18 protein-coding genes, 1 tRNA gene and 1 pseudogene are annotated in these 24160 nt (G+C 50.5%); 8 read left to right on the forward strand and 12 right to left on the reverse strand.

Annotated elements, in window-relative coordinates:
* Positions 1-47: 47 nt before the first annotated feature.
* Together KB213_RS03985 and fzlA are read right to left on the reverse strand one after the other, a co-directional pair.
* Positions 48-1238 (reverse strand): BaiN/RdsA family NAD(P)/FAD-dependent oxidoreductase, encoded by a 1191-nt coding sequence (locus KB213_RS03985; protein WP_249110254.1) that lies wholly within the window; start codon positions 1236-1238, stop codon positions 48-50.
* Positions 1239-1306: 68 nt separating this feature from the next.
* Complete coding sequence (fzlA, locus tag KB213_RS03990) at positions 1307-1975, reverse strand: FtsZ-binding protein FzlA (RefSeq protein WP_068169687.1); 669 nt, start codon at positions 1973-1975, stop codon at positions 1307-1309.
* A 127-nt stretch (positions 1976-2102) separates the two neighbouring features.
* Between fzlA and minC the strand changes: the two genes are divergently transcribed.
* The 5 genes from minC (at position 2103) to KB213_RS04015 (ending at position 7198) form a co-directional block, all read left to right on the forward strand.
* Complete coding sequence (gene minC, locus KB213_RS03995; RefSeq protein WP_211680735.1) at positions 2103-2840, forward strand: septum site-determining protein MinC; 738 nt, start codon at positions 2103-2105, stop codon at positions 2838-2840.
* Between the two features lie 117 nt (positions 2841-2957).
* Positions 2958-3773 (forward strand): septum site-determining protein MinD, encoded by an 816-nt coding sequence (gene minD, locus KB213_RS04000; protein ID WP_211680736.1) that lies wholly within the window; start codon positions 2958-2960, stop codon positions 3771-3773.
* Positions 3770-4051 (forward strand): cell division topological specificity factor MinE, encoded by a 282-nt coding sequence (gene minE / locus KB213_RS04005; protein ID WP_211680737.1) that lies wholly within the window; start codon positions 3770-3772, stop codon positions 4049-4051. The genes minD and minE overlap by 4 nt, the downstream gene beginning before the upstream one ends.
* A gap of 42 nt (positions 4052-4093) precedes the next feature.
* A complete protein-coding gene (locus KB213_RS04010) occupies positions 4094-4441 on the forward strand; it encodes a YidB family protein (RefSeq protein WP_211680738.1) in 348 nt (115 codons plus the stop codon).
* 363 nt (positions 4442-4804) lie between these two features.
* Positions 4805-7198 carry a TonB-dependent receptor plug domain-containing protein gene (locus tag KB213_RS04015; RefSeq protein WP_211680930.1) on the forward strand — a complete coding sequence of 798 codons (2394 nt, stop codon included), beginning with the start codon at positions 4805-4807 and terminating at the stop codon, positions 7196-7198.
* Positions 7199-7406: 208 nt separating this feature from the next.
* Here KB213_RS04015 and KB213_RS04020 read toward each other — a convergent pair.
* Positions 7407-7482 (reverse strand) — tRNA-His (locus KB213_RS04020).
* 287 nt (positions 7483-7769) lie between these two features.
* On the opposite strand from KB213_RS04020, the gene KB213_RS04025 reads away from it, so the two are divergent.
* The gene (locus KB213_RS04025; protein WP_211680739.1) at positions 7770-9224 is read left to right on the forward strand and encodes a SulP family inorganic anion transporter; all 1455 of its coding nucleotides are present in this window, start codon (positions 7770-7772) and stop codon (positions 9222-9224) included.
* A gap of 89 nt (positions 9225-9313) precedes the next feature.
* Here KB213_RS04025 and KB213_RS04030 read toward each other — a convergent pair whose 3' ends face one another.
* The 4 genes and pseudogenes from KB213_RS04030 to KB213_RS04045 form a co-directional block, all read right to left on the reverse strand.
* Positions 9314-11569 carry a TonB-dependent receptor gene (locus KB213_RS04030; protein ID WP_211680740.1) on the reverse strand — a complete coding sequence of 752 codons (2256 nt, stop codon included), beginning with the start codon at positions 11567-11569 and terminating at the stop codon, positions 9314-9316.
* Positions 11570-11767: 198 nt separating this feature from the next.
* Positions 11768-13393, reverse strand: a pseudogene (locus KB213_RS04035) (glycoside hydrolase family 68 protein); the annotation flags it as partial.
* Between the two features lie 38 nt (positions 13394-13431).
* Positions 13432-15015, reverse strand: a complete 1584-nt coding sequence (locus KB213_RS04040) for a Hint domain-containing protein (RefSeq protein ID WP_211680742.1) — start codon at positions 15013-15015, stop codon at positions 13432-13434.
* Positions 15016-15214: 199 nt separating this feature from the next.
* Positions 15215-16126 (reverse strand): MBL fold metallo-hydrolase, encoded by a 912-nt coding sequence (locus KB213_RS04045; protein ID WP_408903718.1) that lies wholly within the window; start codon positions 16124-16126, stop codon positions 15215-15217.
* A 178-nt stretch (positions 16127-16304) separates the two neighbouring features.
* On the opposite strand from KB213_RS04045, the gene KB213_RS04050 reads away from it, so the two are divergent.
* On the forward strand, positions 16305-17426 hold the full coding sequence (locus KB213_RS04050; RefSeq protein WP_211680744.1) for a LacI family DNA-binding transcriptional regulator: 1122 nt from the start codon (positions 16305-16307) through the stop codon (positions 17424-17426).
* On the opposite strand, the gene KB213_RS04055 is transcribed toward KB213_RS04050, so the two are convergent.
* Genes KB213_RS04055 through KB213_RS04070 form a run of 4 tightly spaced genes read right to left on the reverse strand, consistent with a single transcriptional unit; the run spans position 17423 to position 20182 of the window.
* Positions 17423-18082 (reverse strand): HAD family hydrolase, encoded by a 660-nt coding sequence (locus tag KB213_RS04055; protein WP_211680745.1) that lies wholly within the window; start codon positions 18080-18082, stop codon positions 17423-17425. The genes KB213_RS04050 and KB213_RS04055 overlap by 4 nt on opposite strands.
* 38 nt (positions 18083-18120) lie before the next feature.
* Positions 18121-18534 carry an MliC family protein gene (locus KB213_RS04060; RefSeq protein WP_211680746.1) on the reverse strand — a complete coding sequence of 138 codons (414 nt, stop codon included), beginning with the start codon at positions 18532-18534 and terminating at the stop codon, positions 18121-18123.
* 41 nt (positions 18535-18575) lie between these two features.
* The gene (locus KB213_RS04065; protein ID WP_211680747.1) at positions 18576-19628 is read right to left on the reverse strand and encodes a glycosyltransferase; all 1053 of its coding nucleotides are present in this window, start codon (positions 19626-19628) and stop codon (positions 18576-18578) included.
* A 20-nt stretch (positions 19629-19648) separates the two neighbouring features.
* Positions 19649-20182, reverse strand: a complete 534-nt coding sequence (locus tag KB213_RS04070) for a hypothetical protein (protein ID WP_211680748.1) — start codon at positions 20180-20182, stop codon at positions 19649-19651.
* 137 nt (positions 20183-20319) lie between these two features.
* Here KB213_RS04070 and KB213_RS04075 point away from each other — a divergent pair, with 137 nt between their 5' ends.
* The gene (locus tag KB213_RS04075) at positions 20320-23007 is read left to right on the forward strand and encodes a M16 family metallopeptidase (protein ID WP_211680749.1); all 2688 of its coding nucleotides are present in this window, start codon (positions 20320-20322) and stop codon (positions 23005-23007) included.
* Between the two features lie 119 nt (positions 23008-23126).
* On the opposite strand, the gene KB213_RS04080 is transcribed toward KB213_RS04075, so the two are convergent.
* The gene (locus KB213_RS04080; RefSeq protein WP_211680750.1) at positions 23127-24152 is read right to left on the reverse strand and encodes a CgeB family protein; all 1026 of its coding nucleotides are present in this window, start codon (positions 24150-24152) and stop codon (positions 23127-23129) included.
* Between the last annotated feature and the right edge of the window lie 8 nt (positions 24153-24160).

Below are 24160 nucleotides of genomic sequence, written 5' to 3' on the forward strand. Positions count from 1 at the left end.
ACGACCTCCGCATGATACATGCACCATAAAGCGCACCTACGACACTCTTATGGCATAATATCCGGCACCGTAGCATTCGCTTGAGCGCGCGCCACTATTCCACGCCCAGCGGCGACGCCACTAGACCACGCCCATTGGAAGTTGTGTCCACCCAGCCAACCCGTCACATCAACTGCTTCACCAATAACAAAAAGACCGGGCACTTTTCGCGCTTCCATCGTCTGAGACGATAAATGCTTCGTATCAATACCCCCGCGCATGACCTCAGCCTTGGCATAACCTTCAGTCCCTGAAGGCATCACACTCCACTGCCCAACGCGCTCTGCCAATGCCTTCAAAACACGATCCGGTACATTTGCCAGCTCGGTACGCATCATCTCTTGCGGGAAGCCATCCACAATAGAGCGCGCCAAACGCGTCGGCAGGAACTCCAAGAGTGCAGGAGGCTTTGCACGCGGTCGTGAAACCTTTAAGGCCTGAAAGTCAGCCAACAGATCACGACCCGGCGCGAGGTTAAACATGACCGGCGCATTACGATCCCAATACGATGAGATTTGCAGTACTGCAGGCCCCGAGATACCACGGTGAGTGAAGACTAACCCGTCTTCAAAGCGCACCGCCTTGCGTCCCGTCCGCTCATTCTGAGCCGAGGCGATAACAGGCACAGATACACCCGCCAATGCCGGATCGCTTTCCGCTATACATAGCGGCACAAGCGCAGGATCTGTCGCAGTTGATGAAAGACCAAAGCTCTTCGCAACGCGTAAAGAGAGATCACTAGCACCCAGCTTCGGGATTGATAGTCCCCCCGTAGCCAGCACAACAGACTGCGCCGTAATCTCACCTTCAGACGTCAGAACCCGGAACTCCGCGTCATTACGCTGCACTTGGTCAATCTTAACGCCAAAGCCAAATTCGACATGAGCAGCCTCTGCTTCTTGCATCAACATCGCCACAATTTGGCGTGCTGAACCATCGCAAAATAACTGCCCACGCGCCTTTTCATGCCACGCAATACGATGCCGCTCGACCATGGCCAAAAAGTCTTTAGCAGTGAACCGCGCCAATGCTGAACGTGCAAAATGCTTATTATTAGACAAGAAGCACTCTGGCTTCGTTTCCAAATGGGTGAAGTTACACCGACCACCACCCGAAATGAGGATTTTACGCCCCGGTTCTGCACCATGGTCCAGCACCAAAACACGCGAACCACCACGCGCAGCAACGGTTGCGGCCATCAGGCCCGCAGCACCTGCGCCCAATATAACGGCGTCATATTGGGAAGAAGAATGTTGAGTCAAAGGTCTTAAAAATCCAAATTCGCATAATGCGCAGGCGGCACAATACCGCTCATACGATCCGACAGAAGCCCACGGAAACACGGGCGTGACTTTACCCGAGCATACCATTCTTTAGCAGCTGGCGCCTTAGACCACGTAATATCCCCGATGAAGTCCAAGGACGACAAATGAGCCGCTGCAGCAAAATCAGCAATACTGATGGACTTCCCAGCCAACCATGAGCGCGTTTCTGCCAACCAACTGATATAATCGAGGTGGAAACGTAAGCCACCATAGCCTGCCCGCAGCGCATTTCCATCTGGATGCCCTCGGCCATGCAAACGCTTATCGACTTTCTCACCCAACAGATTCTGGGTCACTTCCGCCGCAAAGCGTGTTTCAAACCAATCCAACAGACGGCGAACTTCCACGCGCTCCGCCAACGTCCGACCCATTAATGGAGTATCTGGATACGCCTCATCCAGATACTCGCAAATAACGCGCCCACCCGGAACAGCAAGTCCGTTTTCCTCGACCAGAACAGGCACTTCACCTGCGGGGTTCAACGTTAGAAAATCTTCGCGCTGTTCCCATACCCGCTCAACAGCTAGGTCAAATGGCAAACGCTTCTCACTTAGAGCGAGACGAACCAGCCGGCATTGCGGCGACAGTGGAAGGTGATGCAGAATACGCATACGTCTTTACTAGACCACTTCCGGTTCGGAGGAAATCACTGTGTGCACTTTATCAGCACAGTCTTCATCTGGCAGTGTGAAGCAACGACGTTTTTCCTACTCCGATTGTCAGGCGCACGATTCAGCGATGTCCCAGCCCCAGTCCCCTCCTCCAAAAACCGAGACCACTCCTGCACTCCGAATCCGTGCACGTGGGCGCTCCTTCCTCGCGCTTGTCCTCTCCCCAGAAGCACCACTCAATCACTGGCTAAACGGCCTTGACCAACAGATCGCCCGTTCTGGCACGCTCTTCAATGGCAAACCCATTATCCTAGATCTCGGCCTTCTTTCGTCAGACACGCCCGATTTATCTAATTTTCAAAACGCACTCATCGAACGCGGCCTGCGCATTATCGGCATTGAAGGTGGCGACCCCACTTGGCCGGCTGTTGCTTCATGGGACTGGCCCGCGGCTCTCGATGGCGGAAAACCCTCTGGCCCAGTGGAGCTCCCCGACGCCCCCACACAAGAATCAACAATCCCCCCAACGACACAACCGGGGAAAACACTCATTGTTGAAGACGCCGTACGTTCCGGCCAACGCATCCAAAACCTTGACGGAGACGTCGTGGTACTAGGCGCTGTGTCATCCGGTGCAGAAATTATTGCCGCAGGCTCCATTCATATTTATGGCGCCCTACGCGGCCGCGCCATTGCCGGCATAATGGAACACGCGCATGCCCGCATTTTTGCTCAAAAGATGGAAGCAGAACTACTAGCCATTGACGGGTTTTACACCACAGCAGATGAACTCGAGGCAACCTTTCTCGGTCAATCTGCTTATGCCCTCTTAGTGAATGATCACATTACACTGCGTACACTATAATTTAACGGGCTCTCATTTTCCTCTGTTGCCGTATCTCTGTAAAATTTCATAAGATATACGGTAGGTTTATCGCCCAAAAACGATGTTCGCATCGCTGTTTTTAAAGCTGGAGTATTCATGGCCAAGGTTCTGGTTGTCACCTCGGGCAAGGGCGGGGTCGGCAAAACAACTTCGACCGCAGCTCTCGGGGCCGCCCTCGCACGAAGCGGGCAAAATGTTGTCGTTGTCGACTTTGACGTCGGTCTACGTAATCTTGACCTTGTGATGGGTGCTGAACGTCGCGTTGTTTTTGACTTAATTAACGTCGTGCAAGGCGATGCCCGACTAGCTCAGGCCCTCATTCGTGACAAACGCTGCGAAACACTTTCCATCCTTCCCGCTTCTCAAACACGCGACAAAGATGCCCTGACCTCCGAGGGCGTTGCTAAAGTCATCGAAGAGCTGCGTGAAAAATTTGACTGGATTATCTGCGATAGTCCGGCAGGCATTGAACGCGGCGCACAATTAGCCATGCACCACGCCGATGCTGCCGTGATCGTGACAAACCCAGAAGTCAGCTCCGTACGTGACTCTGATCGGATCATCGGCCTACTCGACAGCAAAACCGCTCGTGCAGAACGCGGCGAGAAGATTGAAAAGCACCTTCTTCTGACCCGCTACGACCCAGCACGCGCAGCACGCAAAGAAATGCTCAGCGTAGAAGACGTTCTCGAAATTCTGTCCATTCCGCTCGTTGGGATCGTGCCAGAAAGCGAAGACGTGCTCAAAGCCTCCAATGTAGGCTCACCCGTCACGCTAGCTTCCCCCGACAGCCTTCCAGCCCGCGCTTATCAAGAAGCCGCACGCCGCCTGTCCGGTGAAGAACTGGAAGTCTCCGTCCCTGTTGAAAAACGTGGCCTCTTCGAATGGCTCTTCAAGCGGAGGGGCGCATGAGTTTTCTTAGCAATCTCTTAACCCGCCGCCCCAAATCGACCAGTGCTGTCGCGAAAGACCGCCTGCAAATCCTCCTCGCCCATGAGCGTGGCGGAGACGGCGAAGGGGAATCTGACCTCATCAAACAGCTCCACAAAGAAATTTTGGAGGTGATCAGCCGCCACGTCGCCGTTGATCAAGAGAAGGTTCAAATCAAAGTTGATCGTGGCAATTCTGTTTCCATGCTCGAAATCGACATCGAAGTGCCACAAGATGGGAAACTTAAGAAAGTTTTCTAAGCTTTAACACATATCGTACCACCCTTCGAACGGAGAATACTTATGAGCGGCTTTCTCGGTAACCTTCTAAACCAAGCAGCTGGCGCACTCGGCGGCCAATTAGCTGATAAATTCGGCGGCCAGATTGGTGATATGCTTAAGGGACAAGGCATCGATATGCTGATCTCTCAAGCACGCAATGCCGGCTTGGAAGAAAAAATTCAGTCATGGATTGGCAATGGCGAAAACCTGCCGATCTCAACCGACGAACTGCGCAACCTACTGACCGACACGCAAATCCAAACCATCGTGTCCAAAACAGGCCTACCAGCAGAAACCATCCTACCAGCACTTGCGCAATTCCTGCCCGCAGCAGTGGACAAGCATACAGGCACGCAAGAAAGCGCATAATTGCTCTCTGCAAAACGCCAAAAGCTTTGAAAAGCTGGTTCCTTTTTTCTAAGGAGCCAGCTTTTTTTATGCTTGAAGCATATTATTATGAAACCCAAACAAATATTCAAACGTAATAAATTTAACGCCTAGGATGAAAAAATAACCTTTTATTAGTGTGCTTTTTTCAACACTTCACACAATGAATGATACAGCATTCCTTGTCGTACTATTGACGACCTTAAAACGCACTCTAATGTCCATGCAACAATAATAACGATATATGGACGTTATAACGTGAAGCACATACAAGTTCATCGGAAGAAACAAGGTGTTTCTCCAGCCCTGCTTGGCGCACTGCTCAGCACCACTCTTCTCATTCCCATGTCCGGTGCTCACGCCCAAGAAACGACCAAAACACAACCTCATACCAAACACCGCACCACCCACATTTCAGCACCAGCACCAGAAGTTGCCGGCGGCAGTGAAGCGGTCATCGTCACAGGCACGCGTGAATTCGGCAAAAAAGCCCGTGATTCCCTCTCCCCGCTTGACGTCGTGTCCAACCGCCAAATCACCAGTACGGGGCAACCCACCCTACGCGACGCACTCTCTCTGCTCCTACCATCCCTAACCGTTCCAACAGCAGGTTTTGATGCCGGCGCGTTGACAGACACTATCTCCCTACGCGGCCTCAACCCTAACGAAACACTCGTTTTAGTTGACGGTAAGCGCCGCCACACTACAGCAAATATTTACGCAGACCCCGGCCCAACCCAAGGCGCAACCCCCGTTGATATCGACATGATCCCCATGTCCATGATCGACCATGTTGAAGTCCTGCGTGATGGTGCATCTGCTCAGTACGGCTCAGACGCCATTGCTGGGGTCGTGAATATTATTCTCAAAAAGCAGGCGCATGGCCTCAATATCCGCTCGAATACGGGCATAACCAGCCAAGGTGACGGCTTCCAACAAGGCGTCTATTTAGACGGAGGATTCCACCTTGGTGATCGCGGATTCCTACATATTGGCGGTGATTTTGTTCACCAAGACCATGCTTACCGTTCCGCAGCGGATAACCGTACTGGAACATACAGCAACCCCATTCTGAGCCAACCCGAACAAACCCGCGAAAGCATCGCGCTCAATGCCGGTTATGACCTAACGGCAGACATTCAAGCATATGGTTCAGCAACCTATGCACACCGGCATGCAGAATCTTACCAGAACAACCGCCTCGCGAGTTCTCTCAAATCTTATCCAGCCTATGCGGCCCTCTACCCCAATGGCTACACCCCCATCATGGCGCTGGAGGAAAATGACTTCGAACTCACCGCAGGTTTAAAAGGCGTTTTCGCAGGCTGGAACTGGGATCTATCATCCGTTTATGGCCGTGATTTTGACCGCTTTGATGCTCTCAGCACCACCAATACTGCTGTCTTAAAAGCAACAGGCCGTACTCCCACGAGCTTTAGCAATGCTCAAGGATATAACGACTCCCAGTGGACCAATAGCTTTGACCTCTCCCGCAAGGTCAATCTTTCCTTCTGGCCTCACAGCATCAACATCGCAGGCGGCGCATCCTACCGCTATGAGTCCTATTCCATCGGCACCGGCTCTGCCGATAGCACGGCAGGCACAGGCTCTGACGCCATTCCCGGCACCTCCGCCCTCAACGCAGGCAATTGGAACCGTGATGTTGTGTCAGGCTATATCGACATAGCCACACACCTGACCAAACAATGGCAGGTTGATCTCGCCGGGCGTACTGAGCATTACACAGATGTTGGTGATGCACGCACAGGCAAAATCGCCACACGCTATGACTTTAACCCACGCCTTGCCATTCGCGGAACCTTCAGCACAGGCTTCCACGCACCAACGCTTGCACAACAGCATTATTCCGCACTGGCAGTCTCTCTAAACGCCGCACGCGGCCTGATTGCCGTTAACTCTCCCGGCGCTTTGAACAACGGAGCCTCCGCCCTAACGCCAGAATACTCGACAAGTGCTGAAGGCGGCATTATCGCCGAGCCAATTCATAAACTGCATGTCACCGCAGATATCTATCAAATTGACCTACGGGACCGCATTCAACCGGGCGGAAATGTCTATGGCATCAATGCCTATAACGCATTGGTCCAAGACAACTTCCCCATCTCTTCTGCCGCACAAAACTGGCCAGCCAGCCAACTCTCAACACACTGGTTTGCCAATGTCGCGACCACCCGCACTCAAGGGCTAGACCTCACCGCGACATATAATACAGCGCTTGGACAATACGGACAGGTTGATTGGGATGCCGCCCTGAACCTCAACCGTACACGCCTTCGCCACCAATCCACCGCAACCAATGGCGATCCCCTGCTGAGCGCACAGTATATTGCCTACATCACAACGGCGTATCCACGCTCAAAACTCATCTTTGGCGGCACATGGCATTCCCCACAAAACAAATGGAATGTCTCCGTACATGAAATCCGCTACGGCCAAACAACATCTCAGTTGACCTATTATTCAGGTCCTCTCGTTGGCTTGACCAATGTGTACCGTCAGTTCCAGAACACACCCAAATGGACGACAAATGCTTCCGTTACCTATAATATTAATCCCAACTGGAGTGCCACACTCGGCGGAAATAACATTTTTGCCGCGTATCCATCACGCATTCCAAACAACAACCGCTACCTCGGCGCTCCACAATATTACATGAGCACCAACCAACTTGGCATTACGGGCGGCTACTACTACCTCGACGTTTCTGCACGCTTCTAAGCTACCATTGGCTCAGACGTTTCTGAGCCAATACATAAAAAAAACGCGCTACAAGGCGCGTTTTTTTGTGCCCTTTTCAAACAATAAGGAGCACACACTGCTACAATTTTCCACAAGAAGAGCTCTATAAAAATTCAAGCTACAGAACCAAAAAACTGGTTCTATTCACTGAATATAAGAGAGTATTTTATTTTTAGGGAAAGTTTGCTGGGGCGAATGACGGGGATCGAACCCGCGACAACCGGAACCACAAACCGGCGCTCTACCAACTGAGCTACATCCGCCACACAGCGAGGGGATGTATAGGAAATTCGTGAGAAGGCGTCTAGCCCCTTTTCGAAGTTTTTTCTTAAAAATGCAATTTTTTCAAAAAAAGCGCGTTTAACTCCAGAAAATAAGCTCCCACCACCCCTGAGCGCAAAAGCGCACATGGAAAGAAGGGTTCATTCTTCCACACTCTCGCGTTACACTCCGATCAGAATTGCCGCGCCGGGCCCGAATACGTCGCACCCTTTTCAACCGTTTCCATAAGTGGACAACACGAGACTAAACAGAGAGGACACGTAACTTCATGAACTTTGCACGTTATCGTCAACAGTGGGCAGAAAACCCGCTGCGCGAAGTGCTGGCCGGCATGGTCGGAACCTTCGCCCTTATCCCAGAAGTCATTGCATTCTCCTATATCGCAGGCGTTTCTCCCGCAGTCTCGCTGTTTGCTTCTTTTGTCATCTCGGTATCCATCGCCATCTTCGGCGGTCGTCCTGGCATGATTTCTGGCGCAGCGGGCTCCGTTGCTTTGGTTGCTGCCCCTCTCGTCCACCGCCACGGCGTTGATATGATGCTCATCGCCACCCTAATGGCGGGCGCCTTACAAATTGTTTTCGGGCTTTTGCGCTTTGAATCTGTCATGCGCTTTGTTCCCACAGAGGTCCGTACGGGCTTTGTAAACGCACTTGCCATTCTCATTTTTTCAGCGCAGATCCCGCAAATCGTTGGGGCTGGCTTACCAACTTACGGCCTCATTGCCCTTGGCTTGGCCATTATTTATCTGGCCCCTAAAATCTCCACAGCCATCCCCTCCCCACTCATCTGCATCATCATTCTCACCGCAATTACGATGCTACACCCCATGCCCGTCCGTACGGTACATGATCTCGGCGACCTACCTACAGGACTACCACAGCTCACATGGCCGCATGTCGCATTAACATGGGACACATTCTCCATTGTTTTCCCCTATGCACTGGCTATGGCGTCCGTCGGCCTGCTGGAATCTATGATGACCGCTACAGTGGTCGATGATGAAACAGACACGCATGGCAACCAGCACGCAGAGTGCACAGGCCTCGGGATTTCCAACATTCTCGTTGGTGCTTTTGGTGGCATCGCTGGCTGCGGCATGATTGGCCAGACTGTTGGCAACTTACGCTACGGTGGGCGCGGTCGCCTCTCGACCTTCACCGCTGGCGCATTCTTGCTCATCCTCATGGTCTTACTACACCCTTGGGTCGCCCAAGTACCAATGGCAGCCCTTGTGGCCATCATGATCATGGTCTCAGCAAGCACCTTCGCATGGGGCAGCTTCCGTGAACTGGCCCGCCAGCCAAAGCTCTCCAGCCTTACCATGCTCGTCACTGTTGCTGTCGTCGTCCTAACGCATGATCTTGCGGCGGGCGTGCTTGTTGGTGTTCTTCTTTATGGGGTGTTCTTTGCTTGGCGCGCAGCCGCAATGCTTTCCATCAACAAAACAACAGATGGCTCAACCGACACATACCATGTGCACGGACAAATGTTCTTCGCTTCAGCAAGTGGCCTATCAGAAGCAATCGACTATCACAGCCACGCCCAAAACGTCGTTTTAGACCTGACCCAAGCACATTTCTGGGACATCACCTCAGTGCAAGCACTCGAAAATGTGGTCAATAAACTCGAAACGCACAACCTGCCCGTTCAAGTGATCGGCTTACAAAAAGAACGGCACAGCATCATTGCCTCGCAATCGGAACACAAACTTCTAGCCATGTAATCACAATCACAAAAAAGGGGCGGAATAATCCGCCCCTTTTTTTATCATTCAATACACAACAGGCATGCAATATGCCTTTTTCCCGCGCATTAGAAACGCTGATCAATACCCGTTAAAATCGTCCTACGCAGACCATATTGCGGAGCACCAACACCAATACCGGACCCATCACGCAGCAAATATGTACGATCAAAGAGATTGGTCACATCCACACGTAACTGCGTCGTCTTAAAGAAACGGCTGTGAAAGAGATTTTGGAACGACTGTACAAATGAGAGATTAAACGTCGCATATTGCGGCACCGAAGCACCATTCGGCACAACACCATCGGCACGCAGACCACTACCATACACCATGGACGCAGACATACGGAGCGGATGCGATGAGCGATTAAAGGCCGTGTAGCTTCCCCCAGCAGATGCTGTCCAACGTTGATCGTGATCCAAATGGATCCAACGGTTTTGGATATAAGACAAGTCATCAGGTGAGAAATTCCACTGCGCAGACACAATGTCCTTACCCATAGCCCGCGACCACGACATATTGCCGTACACGCTGAAAGGCCCACGCGTATAATCTGTCGTGAACTCATAACCATGCACTTGCCCACGGCGATAATTGAAAACCGACAGCAGAACAGGCGAGCCAAACTGCCCTTCATCAATCATATTCTTGGCGAGCTTCACATAAGCATCAAAGGATGCATGCCAACCTGGCAGAATGGTTTGTGAGATACCCGCATCAAAATAATGATCGCGCTCTGCCCGCGGTGTATCATTTTGGAACGTACCAGGCGCAGCAGAAGTATTGGCAAATGGTAAAAGTGACGTGCCACCAACCAACTCAAACGGCGGCGGCGTGAAATAACGCGAATAACCCGCATGAATCACGCCCCCCTTCCATGGTTGATAAACAATGTTCAACCGAGGGCTGACCTGCTTAGCGTGCGTATATTCATCCACACCATCAAAACGCAGGCCATAATTCACCGTCAGATTATGCAGCGGGTGCCACTCATCCTGTGCGTACAGACCATAAGTCCAACCGGTACGCCCAGTCCCTGAGTGAATACCAACAGGTGTATTCCCGTATATAGGATTCCCGCTATCATCCTGCCCAGTCTGCGGATAAACACTAGAATCTGTTTTGGAAATATTGCGCTCAACATAGGTTTGATAACCGAAGCGCACCGTATGCGCGGATGAAACCCGCCACGTCGCATCCGTCTGATTACCCGTTGAAAACACGCCACGCGCCGCATTTTGCGCAATACCATTATACACCAGATCCCCCAACGGATCGGGCGTGTAACGCAAAGAGCTATAACGCGTCACAATTGAGCTTTGAACGCTAAGGCGCCCAAGCTCTTTTTGCAGGGATAAAATCCCAAAATCCGTAATTTCTTTCTGATGCTCATTCAGTCCGGCACTATCAACACTGCCATATACTTTCTGAGACAACGAACTGCTCAAAAAATTCGGGTCCGCAAATTGCCGCTGCTGCCCCGGATTGTTAGGCAACTGATATTCAGCATTTGAAACACCAGCGGTCAGACTAATACGCGTATCAGCATCAACCGTATACCGTGCATGACCTAAGAAATGATACTGGTTCGTCAGATCATGCAAAGCATTGAAGTGCGGCTCCGTGTTCTCAATACCAACACGATTATGAACGAAATCTGCCGTAGCAAACCAGTCCCACTTCCCCTTATGGCCACCATACTGCACCGATGGCTGGAAGTAATCACGCGCACCGCCATAAACCGAAATATCACCACCAGCATCCGCAAAGCCATTTTTCGTCGTGATATCAATCACACCGGCCTGCAAAAACCCGTACTCACTTGGCAGCGCACCAGTCGTCAGCGACAAATCATGCGCAAAACGCGTCATCAACGCCTGTCCGAACACACTTGTGCCTTCCGGCAACGCTACGCCATCAAGGCGAAACTGTACTTCGTTATGGTCCCCACGAACGTGAATTTGCCCGTAACTATCAAGCGCCACACCTGGAGCCTGAATTAACAACGATGTCATCGGTGCATTATCACCGCCGGGATTTGCTTCAATATTTTGACGTGAAAAACGATATGTCGTTGCGCCAGTAGCAGGCTGCAGAGCCGCACGAGCCTGCTCAAGATGAGCGTTAACAACCACATCATCTTCGCCTGCACGGCTTGTTTCCGATACCGAAACATTCTTTTGATGGTCTACAGAACCAAAATTCGTACGCCCATCTCCCTCATGAGCATTGCTCACATCCTGAGCATACACAGCCGAGCATAGCGCCGTAGTCGATAACAATGACAGCGCAACACCGCGCAAAATGAGAGAAGACAGCATAATAGCCCCTTAAGGGTAAAATAAACTTATCCCCTCTTTATGTATGTTATATCATAACGTTACAAGTGTGACTGAAAGCTGCCGCATACAAAAATGCCACCTGCGACAAAAACGTCACAGGTGGCATCAAGAGCTCAAATGCCGTGTTATCGATTACTTAGAAGCGTCTAGTGCAGCGTTCTTCCAATCCAGAATAAAACGATTAGGCGTAATATCACCATACGCGCCCAAACCATTATTCCCATACGCCGCATTCAGCTCTGACCACACACCATGCAACTCAAGCTGCACCGTCGGCGCCAGATCACCACCGCGTTTATCACCAATAGCGTCAATAAAGGAGGTAACCAAACCATTGGGCATGTAATAATGTGAGTAAGATTGAAATGTGTTTGGATTTTGCTGCGGGTTTAATAGGAAATCAGCTCCAGCTGCCGTATTCAAGTCTGTCGGATTCCCCAGCAACAAGCCACTCCCTGCATTTAATGGTATAAAATCACTGCGAATACCCTGACCAACAAAGGCATATTCACCATCTGGCCCATCAATACCAGATGAAAATGTCGTTCTATGACTAATGGTCATTAAATAATAAATACCATCTTGAATGGACATTTGTGGACGTTCAAGCTGATCATTCACACAATTTGCCGAAACAAGTGGTGGTAAAAATTTCCATTCCGAAAGATCAGCTTTAGTTGCAACCGCCAAGCCAATATTAGCACGCTGGAAAATAGAACCTGAACCATTCACATCCGAAACAGTCTCGGCATATTTATCACCATCACGATACCCTAAATCAGCAGCATCACAGGGGGTTTCCCCACGCACCCCAGAGGAATTTCCTGCAAACACCATAAACGTCTGACCCGGATGTGCTGGATCTGTAAAAGTGTATGGGTCACGAAATGAAAAATACTGATTTTGTTCACCCGTTTGATAATAAACCCCATCAGGCTGGAGTAGTGGAATATGCTTATCAAAGCCCGTAAACCACACATGAGTACTATCTGAGTGGATTTGGCCATCAGCCTTTGTGATAATTGCTTTTGGTGGCGTAACATTTGCTCCCTTAGGGATAGGCGTATTATAAAGCCCATTAGAAAGATTAAAGGCCATGTCTGTATAAAACGCCGTAATCTGGTTACTATTAGCCTTAAACATACGCATTGACCCTGACCACTGCGCATTATTTGTAAAATTCTGCCCTGCGTATACCGCTGCGCTCGCCCCCTCCGGGAACACTAAACCACCATAAATCCAACCACCATTTTGAGGGCGCTGACTCGCCGGAATACCCGACCGACGATAAAAATAACCTATTCTAGCGTGAGAATGACGCTCATCAAAACTTAACCCCGTATTTCTCGGGAATGTTAGACAAAAAATCACATCCCAGCCATTATAACTATACTGATTTCCAGATGCATCAGTCAGCGGCCACGTATCCCAAATCCAAACTTGATCATTCGTAACTGGGAAATCAGACGAAATCGCCGGCATCGTCAAAGACGCCGGCATCGAATTCTGCCCATCCGCTACATTGGGGTTAGACATGGCTTTAATTTGCCGCGCATCTGCGCGGGTCCATCGCGCCGTATAATTCTCATTCACATCATGGGCAACACCCGTGTGAACTGTAGGCTGAGGAAAACCATTTTCCAAAGGAATATGTGCGGGCATCACTTTACCTGGCATGACACCAGGAATCTGCGGCGGGTTCGTATCAACAAGAACCCCACCACTTGCAGCATGCCCCACTCCCACCAGAGAAGCCATAACACTTGCAACTGCAACAAAACGAATATTCTTACGCCAGTCCATAATAGATAACTCCACTTTATATAGTTTATACTACTTGACTACGCGGCATTCGCCTGCTCAAGGGCTGCCATTTCCTGCAATGTAGTTGCATCCACACTCAAAACATATGAATGTTTTGACATATCCGCCCCAACATCTAGATAAGCTCGACCGTTGGTCCAACTCAGCAAGTGTCCATCTTCAAGCCATCCATCACCACATAATTCAGACGGCCCCAACAGTTTTCGTTGAGCCACATGATCCCCGAATACATGAATAGACTTAACCAATGCACCCAAAGTGCGACGATCATCAACATACGGCCCAATAACATCACAAGGCCGCACAGCAGATGAACACAAATACAGCTGATGCACATGAGCTGGCACAATAAACACTGTACGCCCCCCTACCTGACGGCATGGCACGAACCGCTCCCCCGCTTCAGTCTCCAACCATAACCCCGACAAGGCCGCACTTGCTTCGACAGCCTCACTCTCAGCCGCAGGTAAACGCTCACAAATTTTACGAAAAATTGCCTCAACAAACCCCTGATCAGTGCCTAGTGGGGCAGCAGCATGCTTCTCCCATGATAAATATTGAGGGCGCAAACACACAACATTATGCCCGGCCTCAGAAGAAGAAATACGAGAATGCGTATCAAGGAAACTCTCAGTTAACATATTGTTGGCAACAATAACCGAGTGATGATCCAACTCAATATGATAATGAGTATAAGAGGTAATATCGCCATCATAACGAATAGTGCTACCATTCACCAACATACGAACTGGCACGAATTTGCCTTCAAAAAGAAAGCAATGTTCTGACGTAACCAACAAATCACGATCAGGCACCGATGGCGCTACAGCGCCACGCTGAATACGCACTGGGTGACCACTCATATCAGACGGCACACCCACCGCACAGACATGCGCCGCTTTCAACGCAACCACCTTGCGCGAGACCCACTGCCCTTCAACCTGAGCAAGAACTGTGTCCCCAACAATGATCTGCTCAATCGCCCGCGCTCCTTCCGGAGTTGCGATCATTGTTCCCGCAAGAAAACATGCCAGAATAACGCCATCTGGACCAACCTTGGTATACGTCTCAGGACTACCATCGGCAGGCAAATTATATGGATTTCCAGCCCCAATAACCGTACGACCATCATTCGCAGTTAAAATAGTCCCTCCCAATGCAGGAAGGTATTGAGCAGTTACACTCGTGGCACCTATAAAACCACTCACAAAGTTACCCGGTATACCATTCTTAAAAACAATAGGTATTGTTGCACTTGTATCGGCGGTCTGAGCAATTAATAGCTTACCGCCTGCATCACCAACATTAATCGTTAATGCCGCATTCGAAGCGCCATCCACAATCGCTGGATCAATAACAAGAGTTCCACCATTCAAATTAATACTTGATATAGATATATTATTTACATTTGTATACATATTAACAATAGAGCCACCATTTATAGTCATGGTTCCAATGTTAATATCCGTATTTACACCATCGCCCTGAGACGGGTCAAATGTTACCTCCACAGGCGTAGAAGTACCGTTTCCATCAATAGTTAAATCCCAAACAATCCCTTGCGTTGTTTCAAAATTACCACTTGAATTTATTGTTGTCATTTAACTCACACCATAAAATAAATATCTACGCCTTTCCGCTGTATCTTGAAACAAAAAAACACACAACTATTTTATTAACCATTTAGCAAGTTATTTTCGGAAATTTTATATAGTTTAACATCCAAAAACAAAATAAAATTACTATACAAAGTAAATATGCGCACAAAAATAAATTACTATATTTCTGCACGCAATATTATCATACTCTATTCAACGGTATCTTAATGTAACTAACGCCATCATCCTCCGGTTCTGGAAAAGTACCGCCGCGCATATTAACCTGAACCGACGGCATCAAAAGCTTTGGCATCGCTAAACCCGCATCACGAGTGGTACGCATTTTTATAAACGCCTGCTCATCTACGCCGTCTTGTACATGAATATTTGCAGAACGCTCCTCACCAACCGTTGTCTGCCAGCAATACTCATCACGTCCCGGTGCTTTATAATCATGGCATAAAAATAACCTCGTCTCCGGCGGCAAGCTCAACAACCTCTGAATGGAACGATAAAGCTGCCCAGCATCACCGCCGGGGAAATCTGCACGCGCCGTTCCAAAGTCAGGCATAAAAATCGTGTCTCCCACAAACACCGCGTCACCAATAAGGTAAGCAATATCCGCAGGCGTATGACCAGGCAGGTGCAGCGTCATTACCGCCAACTTCCCAACCGAAAATTCATTTCCATCTTCAAACAAAGCATCAAACTGCGACCCATCCCGCACAAAGCAAGAACCCGCATTAAAAATCTTCCCAAAGACGTTCTGAACACGGATAATTTCAGCGCCGATACCTAAACGCCCACCCAACTGCTCCTGCAGCCAGGGAGCCGCAGACAAATGATCCGCATGAACATGCGTTTCAAGCTGCCATTGTACATCTAAGCCGCTAGACGTCACATAATCGACAATTGCCTGCGCTGAAGTATATGAGGTCCGCCCCGCCGCAGCGTCATAATCCAAAACCGAATCAATGATGACAGCCTGCAATGTGACCGGACAATGCACAACATAGCTGATGGTATTTGTTGCCTCATCAAAGAACGCTTTAATGACAGGACGAGCAGCCCCGGGTGCACGCGCCTGCTCAAGGTGCATGACAGCTGCTTGCATTACTCTATCACTCATTGCTTCCGCCTTCCCTCAACGCCATACAGCTTAATCACATGGCGCCTCATACATTTGCGCCCTCTCAAAAACATATCACTTACAGTATTATAAACCCAAATAAGACCAACATACCGAAAGATGCCGAATTACGACTCTTTCCGATTATGTTAAGAGACAAAACATGAAACCACCCGGCTCACTTCCCTCCCCCCGCCCCCACATCACGCAAGGCCGTATTCATTCCCGGCGCAAAGTTACGCTCAAAGACGTCGCTGCACGATTAAATGTCTCTCACACAACAGTATCGAACGCCTATATTCGTCCCAATCAACTCTCTTCCACACTGAGAGAACGCATATTCGCCGTTGCCCAAGAGCTTGGATATACCGGCCCAGATCCCGCCGCCAAACAACTCGCAACCGGCCGCGCAGGGGCAATCGGCTTTCTTTTTAGCGAAGAACTACCTTACGCCTTTACCGACCCCGCGATTGTGTCTGTTCTACAGGGCGTCGCAGAAAGTTGTACGCGCCGCAATTCAGATCTCGCACTCATCTCAGCCGGCGATAATTTACGTGACAATGAAGCACCTGTATCACTCGGCCACGCTGCCGTAGATGGATATATTTTATACTCCATGGCTCCAGATAACCGCTGCGCCATTATGGCCCAACAACGCAACGTACCCCTTATCGTTATCGATCAACCACGCCTCGACAATATTTCCTTTGTCGGCATAGATGACTGCGCCGCCGCAGCACAAGCAGCCCAAAAATTACTTGATCTCGGCCATAGGCGCTTCGGCATCCTGTCGTTAAAAACAGCTCATGATAATTACTGCGGCCCACTTACCCCCAAACGCCGCGCTAATATTGCCCACAGCACCATTGCCATGCGCTTGGAAGGCTATCTTTCAACGCTACAAAAAGCGGGCATAGAACCGAATCATGTTCCGTGCTGGGAAATCCCTGTAAACTCAGAGGCAGCTGGCGCAGAAGGTGCACACTATCTCTTGCAAAGCTCATCTCGTCCAACAGCTATACTTGCCATGAGCGACCGTATCGCCATTGGCGCCATGCGGGCCGTACGAAGCACAGGCCTCAACATTCCACAGGACCTCTCTGTTTTTGGCTTTGACGACATCCCCGCTGCCGAAACGGCTGGCCTCAGCACAATCCGACAGCCCCACACTCAAAAAGGCATTGAAGCCGCCCGATTGTTATTATTAAAAGAAGCCCGGCAAAATGTTATTCTCGATACACAAGTCATTCAACGTGACAGCACCGGCCCTGCCCCCTCCACCTAAACAGGTAGGGCCAACAAACCCTTCACATCATCCATCACGTAGTCCGGCTGCTGCTCAAGACACTGTTCTGTATGGCCATGCCCATAACGCGCCCAGCACGATGCCAAGCCTGCACGTCGCGCAAATAAAAGATCTGCCGTCGTATCACCAACCATGACAAAACGCTCCAAGGCGGCCTCAGGATATAAAAGACGTACCCGCTCTTCCATCACCCGAATATCAGGCTTTACAGGCTGCCCTACCTCTGAACCAATCACACCATCAAAAAAATGCCCTAGCTGAAAGCGCTGAATACTCGCTAAGACTGTCGGCGCATGCTTGTTGCTCAAAACAGCTAGATGGACATTTTTCGCCTTCAAAGCTTCCAAAACCGGCACGACCCCATCAAACAGGACCGTCTTGCGTTCATCTTCATCTAAATAACGCGCACGATAGGCCCGCTCAAAAGCCTGCGCTTTTAAAGCATCACTCTGAGGCACAAAAGCCTGAAACAAGGTCGCTAACGTTCCACCTCGTGACAATTGCTCTTTTAAAGCCTCTATACTCGGTGCAGGCTCTTGCACCGCTTCAAAAGCAAGAGACAAACACGACAAAATGGCAGGACGCGTTTCCGCTAAAGTGCCATCATAATCAAGCAAAAAAATATCGTGTGGCATAAAACTCTTACCCTAAAAGCGGCGCCTAAAAAGAACGATTAATGGACTTCTTTACACGTCAAAAGAGCTTTGCCCTGCTCCACACCTGAGAAGCTAACTTCCCCATGGTCTTCCCACCACTCATAGGAACCCGCGGCATATTTTGCACCGCTGGCAGACACAACATTCGCAAAAACTTGCGTCTTGTTTTGAATGCTTACCGCAAGCAAACTTATATCATCCAAATTAATATAAGCCGCACTAAAGACACCCTTCGGCAAAACTGAACGCAATGCCGCAGGCTGCTCCGCGCATTTATAACGAACACGCTGGACCACAACCTTCTGAGTACTCTTAAACGATAACGGAATTTGCAGAGTGCTGCTAACCGTAGCGGCCTGCAGCATAGGCGGTGCTACGAAAAGCCCCAAACCTAATGCACACATCATGCTAAAACGCGCACAGTATCCCACATTACATCTCCTCATTCAGTGCAGCTTACTTCCGTAAGGCATCAAGAGTGTGTCAAAGCTCTGTAAAAATCGTCAAGCCGTTTTACTTGAACCTCCGGCCTCCACATGGTCATATCGCGCTCCGACACTACGGACGCCCGTAACCTTTGCAGCCCCTCTATCAAAGCCTCTACCGAAACAGGCTGCACAAGGCTTTCCGGCTCGTCCGACAAAATATCAAGCACCCCACCGGCAGCCGTGGCACATACAGGCAGTCCCGCCGCCATTGCTTCTAATAAGACCAAACCAAACGGCTCATGATCTGAGGGTAAAACAAAGCCATCAAACGCAGCCAATAACGCGGGCATATCCGTACGATACCCCAAAAAGCGAATCTCCGATGCACCTCGTGCCTGAGCCTCCAAAGCCTCGCGCTCTGGTCCATCTCCGATCAAAACCAAAGTGGTAGCGCCCCCAAACCCTCCATCACGCCACGCTTTTATAAGACGAGAAAAACCTTTTTCTGGGACCATGCGCCCAGCGCCGACCACAAGAAATGCGCTTTCAGGCAAGTCCAAAAAAGTACGCATGCGCATCCTCTGAGCCTCACGCTCCTGGGATGAAACGGTTAAGGCCGTCCAATTGGGCACTAAAGCGGCACACCGTCTCTTTTCGCGCGGCAATGTGTCCATTTGCCATTGGGCAATACACACTAGGCCATCGTGTACACCATAACTGCGGGCACGATAGCGTGTGTGCAATGTCGCAATAATCGGTGCGCACCCACCAAGCCCCAAACGCCGCAACCAACTGACACGAGCTGAGGCTCTCCCCAAATGCGTATGCACAATATCATAACGCCCCGAGCGCCAAAGAGCTGCTAAGCGCCACAAATACCCCAAACGCCCAGCACGGATCACGCGTACAGATGGCGCCAAATGCTCCGTAATATCCCCACCTGTACGCGGATCACGGGTGTTACGCTCCAAGAGAAGCGTAACATCATGCTCTTGTGCTTGGAGTTCTGTTAATTGGGCGACGTGCCGTTCCGTACCGGCAAACTCGCGGGTCGATAGCGCATGCAAAATATGCAAACGCTGATGCCCCTCGACCATACAATCATTCTTTCGGTGAATCAGCGGATCTGTCCACTTGTCTGCCACGGCCCATCAATCACGGACCCAGTGCTGTGAGCAAAACGTGCACGCGGCGGCTTCGGTTGGCACGCTACAAAATACAGGCCCAGCACAAACGTCACCTGCGAAAGCAGCATAATAATGGCCAGCTCAAAAATAGAACCATAAGCGCCAATACACCACCAGCCCTGATACACAACAAACCCAATAGCGATCAGACGCTGCGCCATAAGCATAGGCCGCAATGGATTCATCATTCCGGGACGAACCAAAGGCGCGCTACGCTTCATGCCCATGAAAAATGCAAAATTCATCAGCCATATAAGGCCAGAATCCATCACCGCAGAGAAAGAGGCACCAAACAGCACAATCGGCAAAAATAAGGCCAACGCAGTCAACATCAGCGAACCGAGCTGAAAGCTCATACCCAACTGAATAGCTGCCCTTTCATAAGGGAGCCGATCTGCAACGGGTTGGAACAGATGGTCAATCAACCAGCCATCCCAACGAGTAAGACGTTCACCAAGAGTCATAACCCGTTCTTACTGCACTCCCGCGTGGCACGCACATCTTTTTCACTCACGGCCTTATTAAAAACAACACGACTAGACAGTCTCAGAAACGTAACGCTAACGTCACTGTTACAACATATTTCTAGGAATCTTACTCTATGCTCAACTTTACCCGTCTCTCACGCTCTGCCCTCATGGCAGCATCTATTTTAACCGCACCTATTCTCAGCAGTGCTCCCGCACAGGCACAAACCACAACACAGGAAAGCAACGTCACACGTGCTACGCTTTCTAACGGCTTACACGTTGTCATCATCCGCGACCCGCTCGCTCCAGTCGTGCAAACGATGATCAATTATGAGACCGGCTCGGTCAACGCACCCAAGGGTTTCTCTGGCACAGCGCATGCACTCGAACACATGATGTTCAACGGGGCGAAAACTCTCTCACGGGACCAGCTTTCAACCATCAGCGCGCAACTCGGCAATAATGATAATGCCGACACGACCACGGACGTCACTCAATATTACTTCAGCGCTCCTGCTGCTGATCTCAACGTCCCACTACAAATTGAAGCTGGCCGTATGCGTGGCCTGAACATTACCGACAAAGAATGGGCACATGAAAAAGGCGCGATTGAGCAAGAAGTCTCTCGTGATCTCTCCAGCCCGTTCTACCGTATGTTCGCGCAAATCAACGGTATTCTGTTCAAAAACACCCCTTATGAAGAAGATGCCCTCGGCTCACGCCCCTCTTTTGATAAAACCACAGCCAAAACGCTACGTGATTTTTATGACCACTGGTACGGCCCCAATAACGCTACTCTTGTCATCACAGGTGACGTAAACCCAAAAGATGCTTTAGCCCAAGTCGAAGCAGCCTTTGGCAAAATCCCCGCGATTACACTGCCCACACGCCCAACCGTCTCCCCAACGCCCATCACATCTCAATCCATCAAGCTGGACACGGACCTCCCGGCCACCATCTTGGTGAATGCATGGCAAGCTCCCGGCGCACGAGACAAAAACTACGCCGCCTTCATCCTCTTGGTTGACGCTTTAAGCAGCCACCGGGCTGACTTCTTCGGCCTCGTCCCCGCAGGCAAGGCACTCGACACAGGGATTGAATACGACCCCAACCCACAAGCGGGCCTCGCATTCAGCTATGCAGCACTCCCACCAACAGCCAACCCGGAGCCACTCCGCAAGGCCATGGCGGCTATCCTCGAAAATTACCGCAAAAATGGCATTCCTGAGGAACTGATCGAAGCTGCACGGCTCAACGAAATCGCTTCCCTCGAATTTAACGCTAATAGCATCTCAGGCTTGGCCAGCACATGGTCACAAGCACTGACATTTAATCACCTGAACAGCCCGCAAGACATAATTGCGGCCTTCAAAAACGTCAGTAAAGCGCAAGTCGATGAGCTTGCACGCACCGTGCTGGATCCAAACCATATGCTCACCGCAACCCTGACCCCGAGTAAAAAGGGCGCTCCCACGGGGGAAAAAGGCTTCGGCGGTACAGAATCATTTTCGTCCCCTCCCTCAGGGAAAGTGGACCTCCCAAGCTGGGCCACAGAAGCTCTCTCCCGCGTAACACTCCCCCCAGAGGCCCCCATTCCAACCGCCTACACGCTCCCCAACGGACTACGCTTAATCGTCCAACCTGAACATGTTAGCCACACCATCGTGCTGCAAGGAATGATCCGCCAAAACGCAGACCTCCAACAGCCTAAAGGCAAAGAAGGTGTTGCCGGTCTCACTGGATCCCTCTTCCTTTTCGGCTCCAAACAGCATGACCGCCTTGCTCTCGCCCGTGCCTTTGATGACCTCGCCGCGAGCGAAAGTGCCGGAGCGTCATTCAGCCTTTCTTCTTTAACGGATGCGTTCCCCAAAGCCTTAAGCCTCTTAGCTGAGCATGAGCTAACACCAGCCTTCCCCGCTCAAGCATTCCGCATCCAACAAGTACAAGCGGCACAAGCAACTTCTGGCCTCCTCCAATCGCCCGGGTACAAGTTTGGGCGTGCACGCGACGCAGCCCTCGTACCAGCCAATGACCCAACGCTGCGTGAAGCAACACCTCAAAGCATCATGGGCATTACGTTGTCAGACGTACAAAACTACTACGCCGCCAATTACCGCCCTGACCTCGCCACCATTGTCGTGATTGGTGATATCACCCCGGAAGCCGCTCGCACAGAAATTGAAAAAGCCTTTGGCGGTTGGACCGCTCACGGCCCAACCCCTCAGTTAGACTTCCCAACAATCCCACTCAGCAAAGCCTCCCAAATTAACGTTGCCGACCCCGGACGCTCACAAGATGAAGTCCATCTCTCTGAGACTATTGGCCTCAATATTAATGACCCACAGCATTATGCGCTTACTGTCGGCAATGCTATCTTGGGTGACGGCTTCTCATCACTTCTCATGCAAGACCTGCGCGTAAAAACCGGCTATGTTTACGGTGTAGGCAGCGGCTTTAATTACTCACGCACACGCGGAACGTTCTCGATTTCGTTCGGATCAGACCCAAGCAAAGTCTCCAAAGCGCGTGAACATGCACTGCAAGATGTTGAGACCATGCGTACGAAGCCCGTCTCAACGGATACACTCAACCTCGCTAAAGCAGCACTCCTACGAGACCTCCCTGTCGAACGCTCCAGCTTCGGTGGGCTAGCGTCGAATATTCTCAGCCTTAGTAACCTTGGCCGCCCGTTGGACACCCCCAACGTTATGGCAAAAGCCATTTACACGATGACCCCCGAACAAGTTCAGGCTGCCTTCGCACAGTGGATTCGCCCTCATGACTTGGCTCAAGCTGTTCTCGGGCCTGCCCCACAATAATCCAACCATGTCAGGGAGCGTTACTCCCTGACACTTCCCTCACCCCAACAATAAAAAAGGCGAGAAGCTTACGCTCCTCGCCTTTTTTAATCCCTCATGCCCGAAAGCAAATAATGGGGTTAGCCGCCAATCAAGCCTTCAGACTTCAATACAGCCAAAGCTTGCTCAATACGATGCTTGTACAAATGCTCATTATTCGTACGTTCTTGCGCCTTACGGGCCATGCTTAAACGCTTCGCGTCATCGTTCAGATATGTCTGAACCAGCTTCTCAAAATCCTTACGGTTTGAGAAGGTTGGAATTTCATCTGCACGGAAATAGCGGCGGATTTCATGCGTATCTTCATGAAACACTTGGAAAGCACCTGCCAATGCCGCTTCAAAAGTACGCGGCCCCGGCGTTGAAGGTGCAATAACGAAGCGCTTATTTTCAAAGTGCAGCGAACGACCCAAGTTCAACACCAGCTTAGAACGACGATACAGTTCAACCAGTTGGTTTTTCTCAATACGCGCATCAGAGAAACCAATCCCCAACTCACCCCAACCCGGACCAATGATCTTAATGTTCAGATCGCGCAGAACCGGCAGCAAATTGCGGACAATATCCTTACGGCTCGTGAAAGCAACGCCACAGAAAAGAACATCAATCGTCTTTTCCACCGTTTCATCAATCGGCATGTAATGCAGCTTAGGGCTAGCAGCCAGCGGAAGGTGGAACACCCGGTCACGCTGATAGAAATTATGGCCCCAACGATCACAGGAGAAAACAATGTCAAAATCATCCGCTACGCGGTAATTCGCATCTTGCTCGTAGGGATCTTCCGTTGCCCAGAAAACTGTTACAGCACCAATCTTACGCGCTTCACGGCACACTTCACCGAAATACGTACTTTCTGGAAGATAAGAGCCAATTGCGAACACAATCGTCGGCTTCAAAACCGCCACTGAAGCCGCAGCAGCAGAAATATGAACGGCTGTTACGTTATCTTCACCAAAGCATGCAGCCCAACCATCCATGATGGACTCACGGATCTGCGCATTGGCTTGGCTTTCATAACGCCCACCACTGCAAACAAGAACACGACCCGACATACCAGAGGCCAATGCTGCCGTTTCGTCAGGACGTTCAATCACGGTTTCCGACATTACTTCAC

Source organism: Neokomagataea anthophila, assembly GCF_018122595.1.
In the GTDB taxonomy this organism is placed as follows: Bacteria; Pseudomonadota; Alphaproteobacteria; order Acetobacterales; family Acetobacteraceae; genus Gluconobacter; species Gluconobacter anthophilus.

Bases quoted from the DNA above. Each gene is read 5' to 3' on its own strand.
- fzlA (WP_068169687.1), bottom strand. From the start codon at position 1,975: ATGCGTATTCTGCATCACCTTCCACTGTCGCCGCAATGCCGGCTGGTT.
- KB213_RS04030 (WP_211680740.1), bottom strand. From the start codon at position 11,569: ATGCTGTCTTCTCTCATTTTGCGCGGTGTTGCGCTGTCATTGTTATCG.
- KB213_RS04015 (WP_211680930.1), top strand. From the start codon at position 4,805: ATGTCCGGTGCTCACGCCCAAGAAACGACCAAAACACAACCTCATACC.
- KB213_RS04040 (WP_211680742.1), bottom strand. From the start codon at position 15,015: ATGACAACAATAAATTCAAGTGGTAATTTTGAAACAACGCAAGGGATT.
- KB213_RS04055 (WP_211680745.1), bottom strand. From the start codon at position 18,082: ATGCCACACGATATTTTTTTGCTTGATTATGATGGCACTTTAGCGGAA.
- KB213_RS04075 (WP_211680749.1), top strand. From the start codon at position 20,320: ATGCTCAACTTTACCCGTCTCTCACGCTCTGCCCTCATGGCAGCATCT.
- KB213_RS04010 (WP_211680738.1), top strand. From the start codon at position 4,094: ATGAGCGGCTTTCTCGGTAACCTTCTAAACCAAGCAGCTGGCGCACTC.
- minE (WP_211680737.1), top strand. From the start codon at position 3,770: ATGAGTTTTCTTAGCAATCTCTTAACCCGCCGCCCCAAATCGACCAGT.
- KB213_RS04050 (WP_211680744.1), top strand. From the start codon at position 16,305: ATGAAACCACCCGGCTCACTTCCCTCCCCCCGCCCCCACATCACGCAA.
- KB213_RS03985 (WP_249110254.1), bottom strand. From the start codon at position 1,238: ATGGCCGCAACCGTTGCTGCGCGTGGTGGTTCGCGTGTTTTGGTGCTG.
- KB213_RS04045 (WP_408903718.1), bottom strand. From the start codon at position 16,126: ATGCAAGCAGCTGTCATGCACCTTGAGCAGGCGCGTGCACCCGGGGCT.
- KB213_RS04065 (WP_211680747.1), bottom strand. From the start codon at position 19,628: ATGGTCGAGGGGCATCAGCGTTTGCATATTTTGCATGCGCTATCGACC.
- KB213_RS04025 (WP_211680739.1), top strand. From the start codon at position 7,770: ATGAACTTTGCACGTTATCGTCAACAGTGGGCAGAAAACCCGCTGCGC.
- KB213_RS04080 (WP_211680750.1), bottom strand. From the start codon at position 24,152: ATGTCGGAAACCGTGATTGAACGTCCTGACGAAACGGCAGCATTGGCC.
- KB213_RS04070 (WP_211680748.1), bottom strand. From the start codon at position 20,182: ATGACTCTTGGTGAACGTCTTACTCGTTGGGATGGCTGGTTGATTGAC.
- minC (WP_211680735.1), top strand. From the start codon at position 2,103: ATGTCCCAGCCCCAGTCCCCTCCTCCAAAAACCGAGACCACTCCTGCA.
- minD (WP_211680736.1), top strand. From the start codon at position 2,958: ATGGCCAAGGTTCTGGTTGTCACCTCGGGCAAGGGCGGGGTCGGCAAA.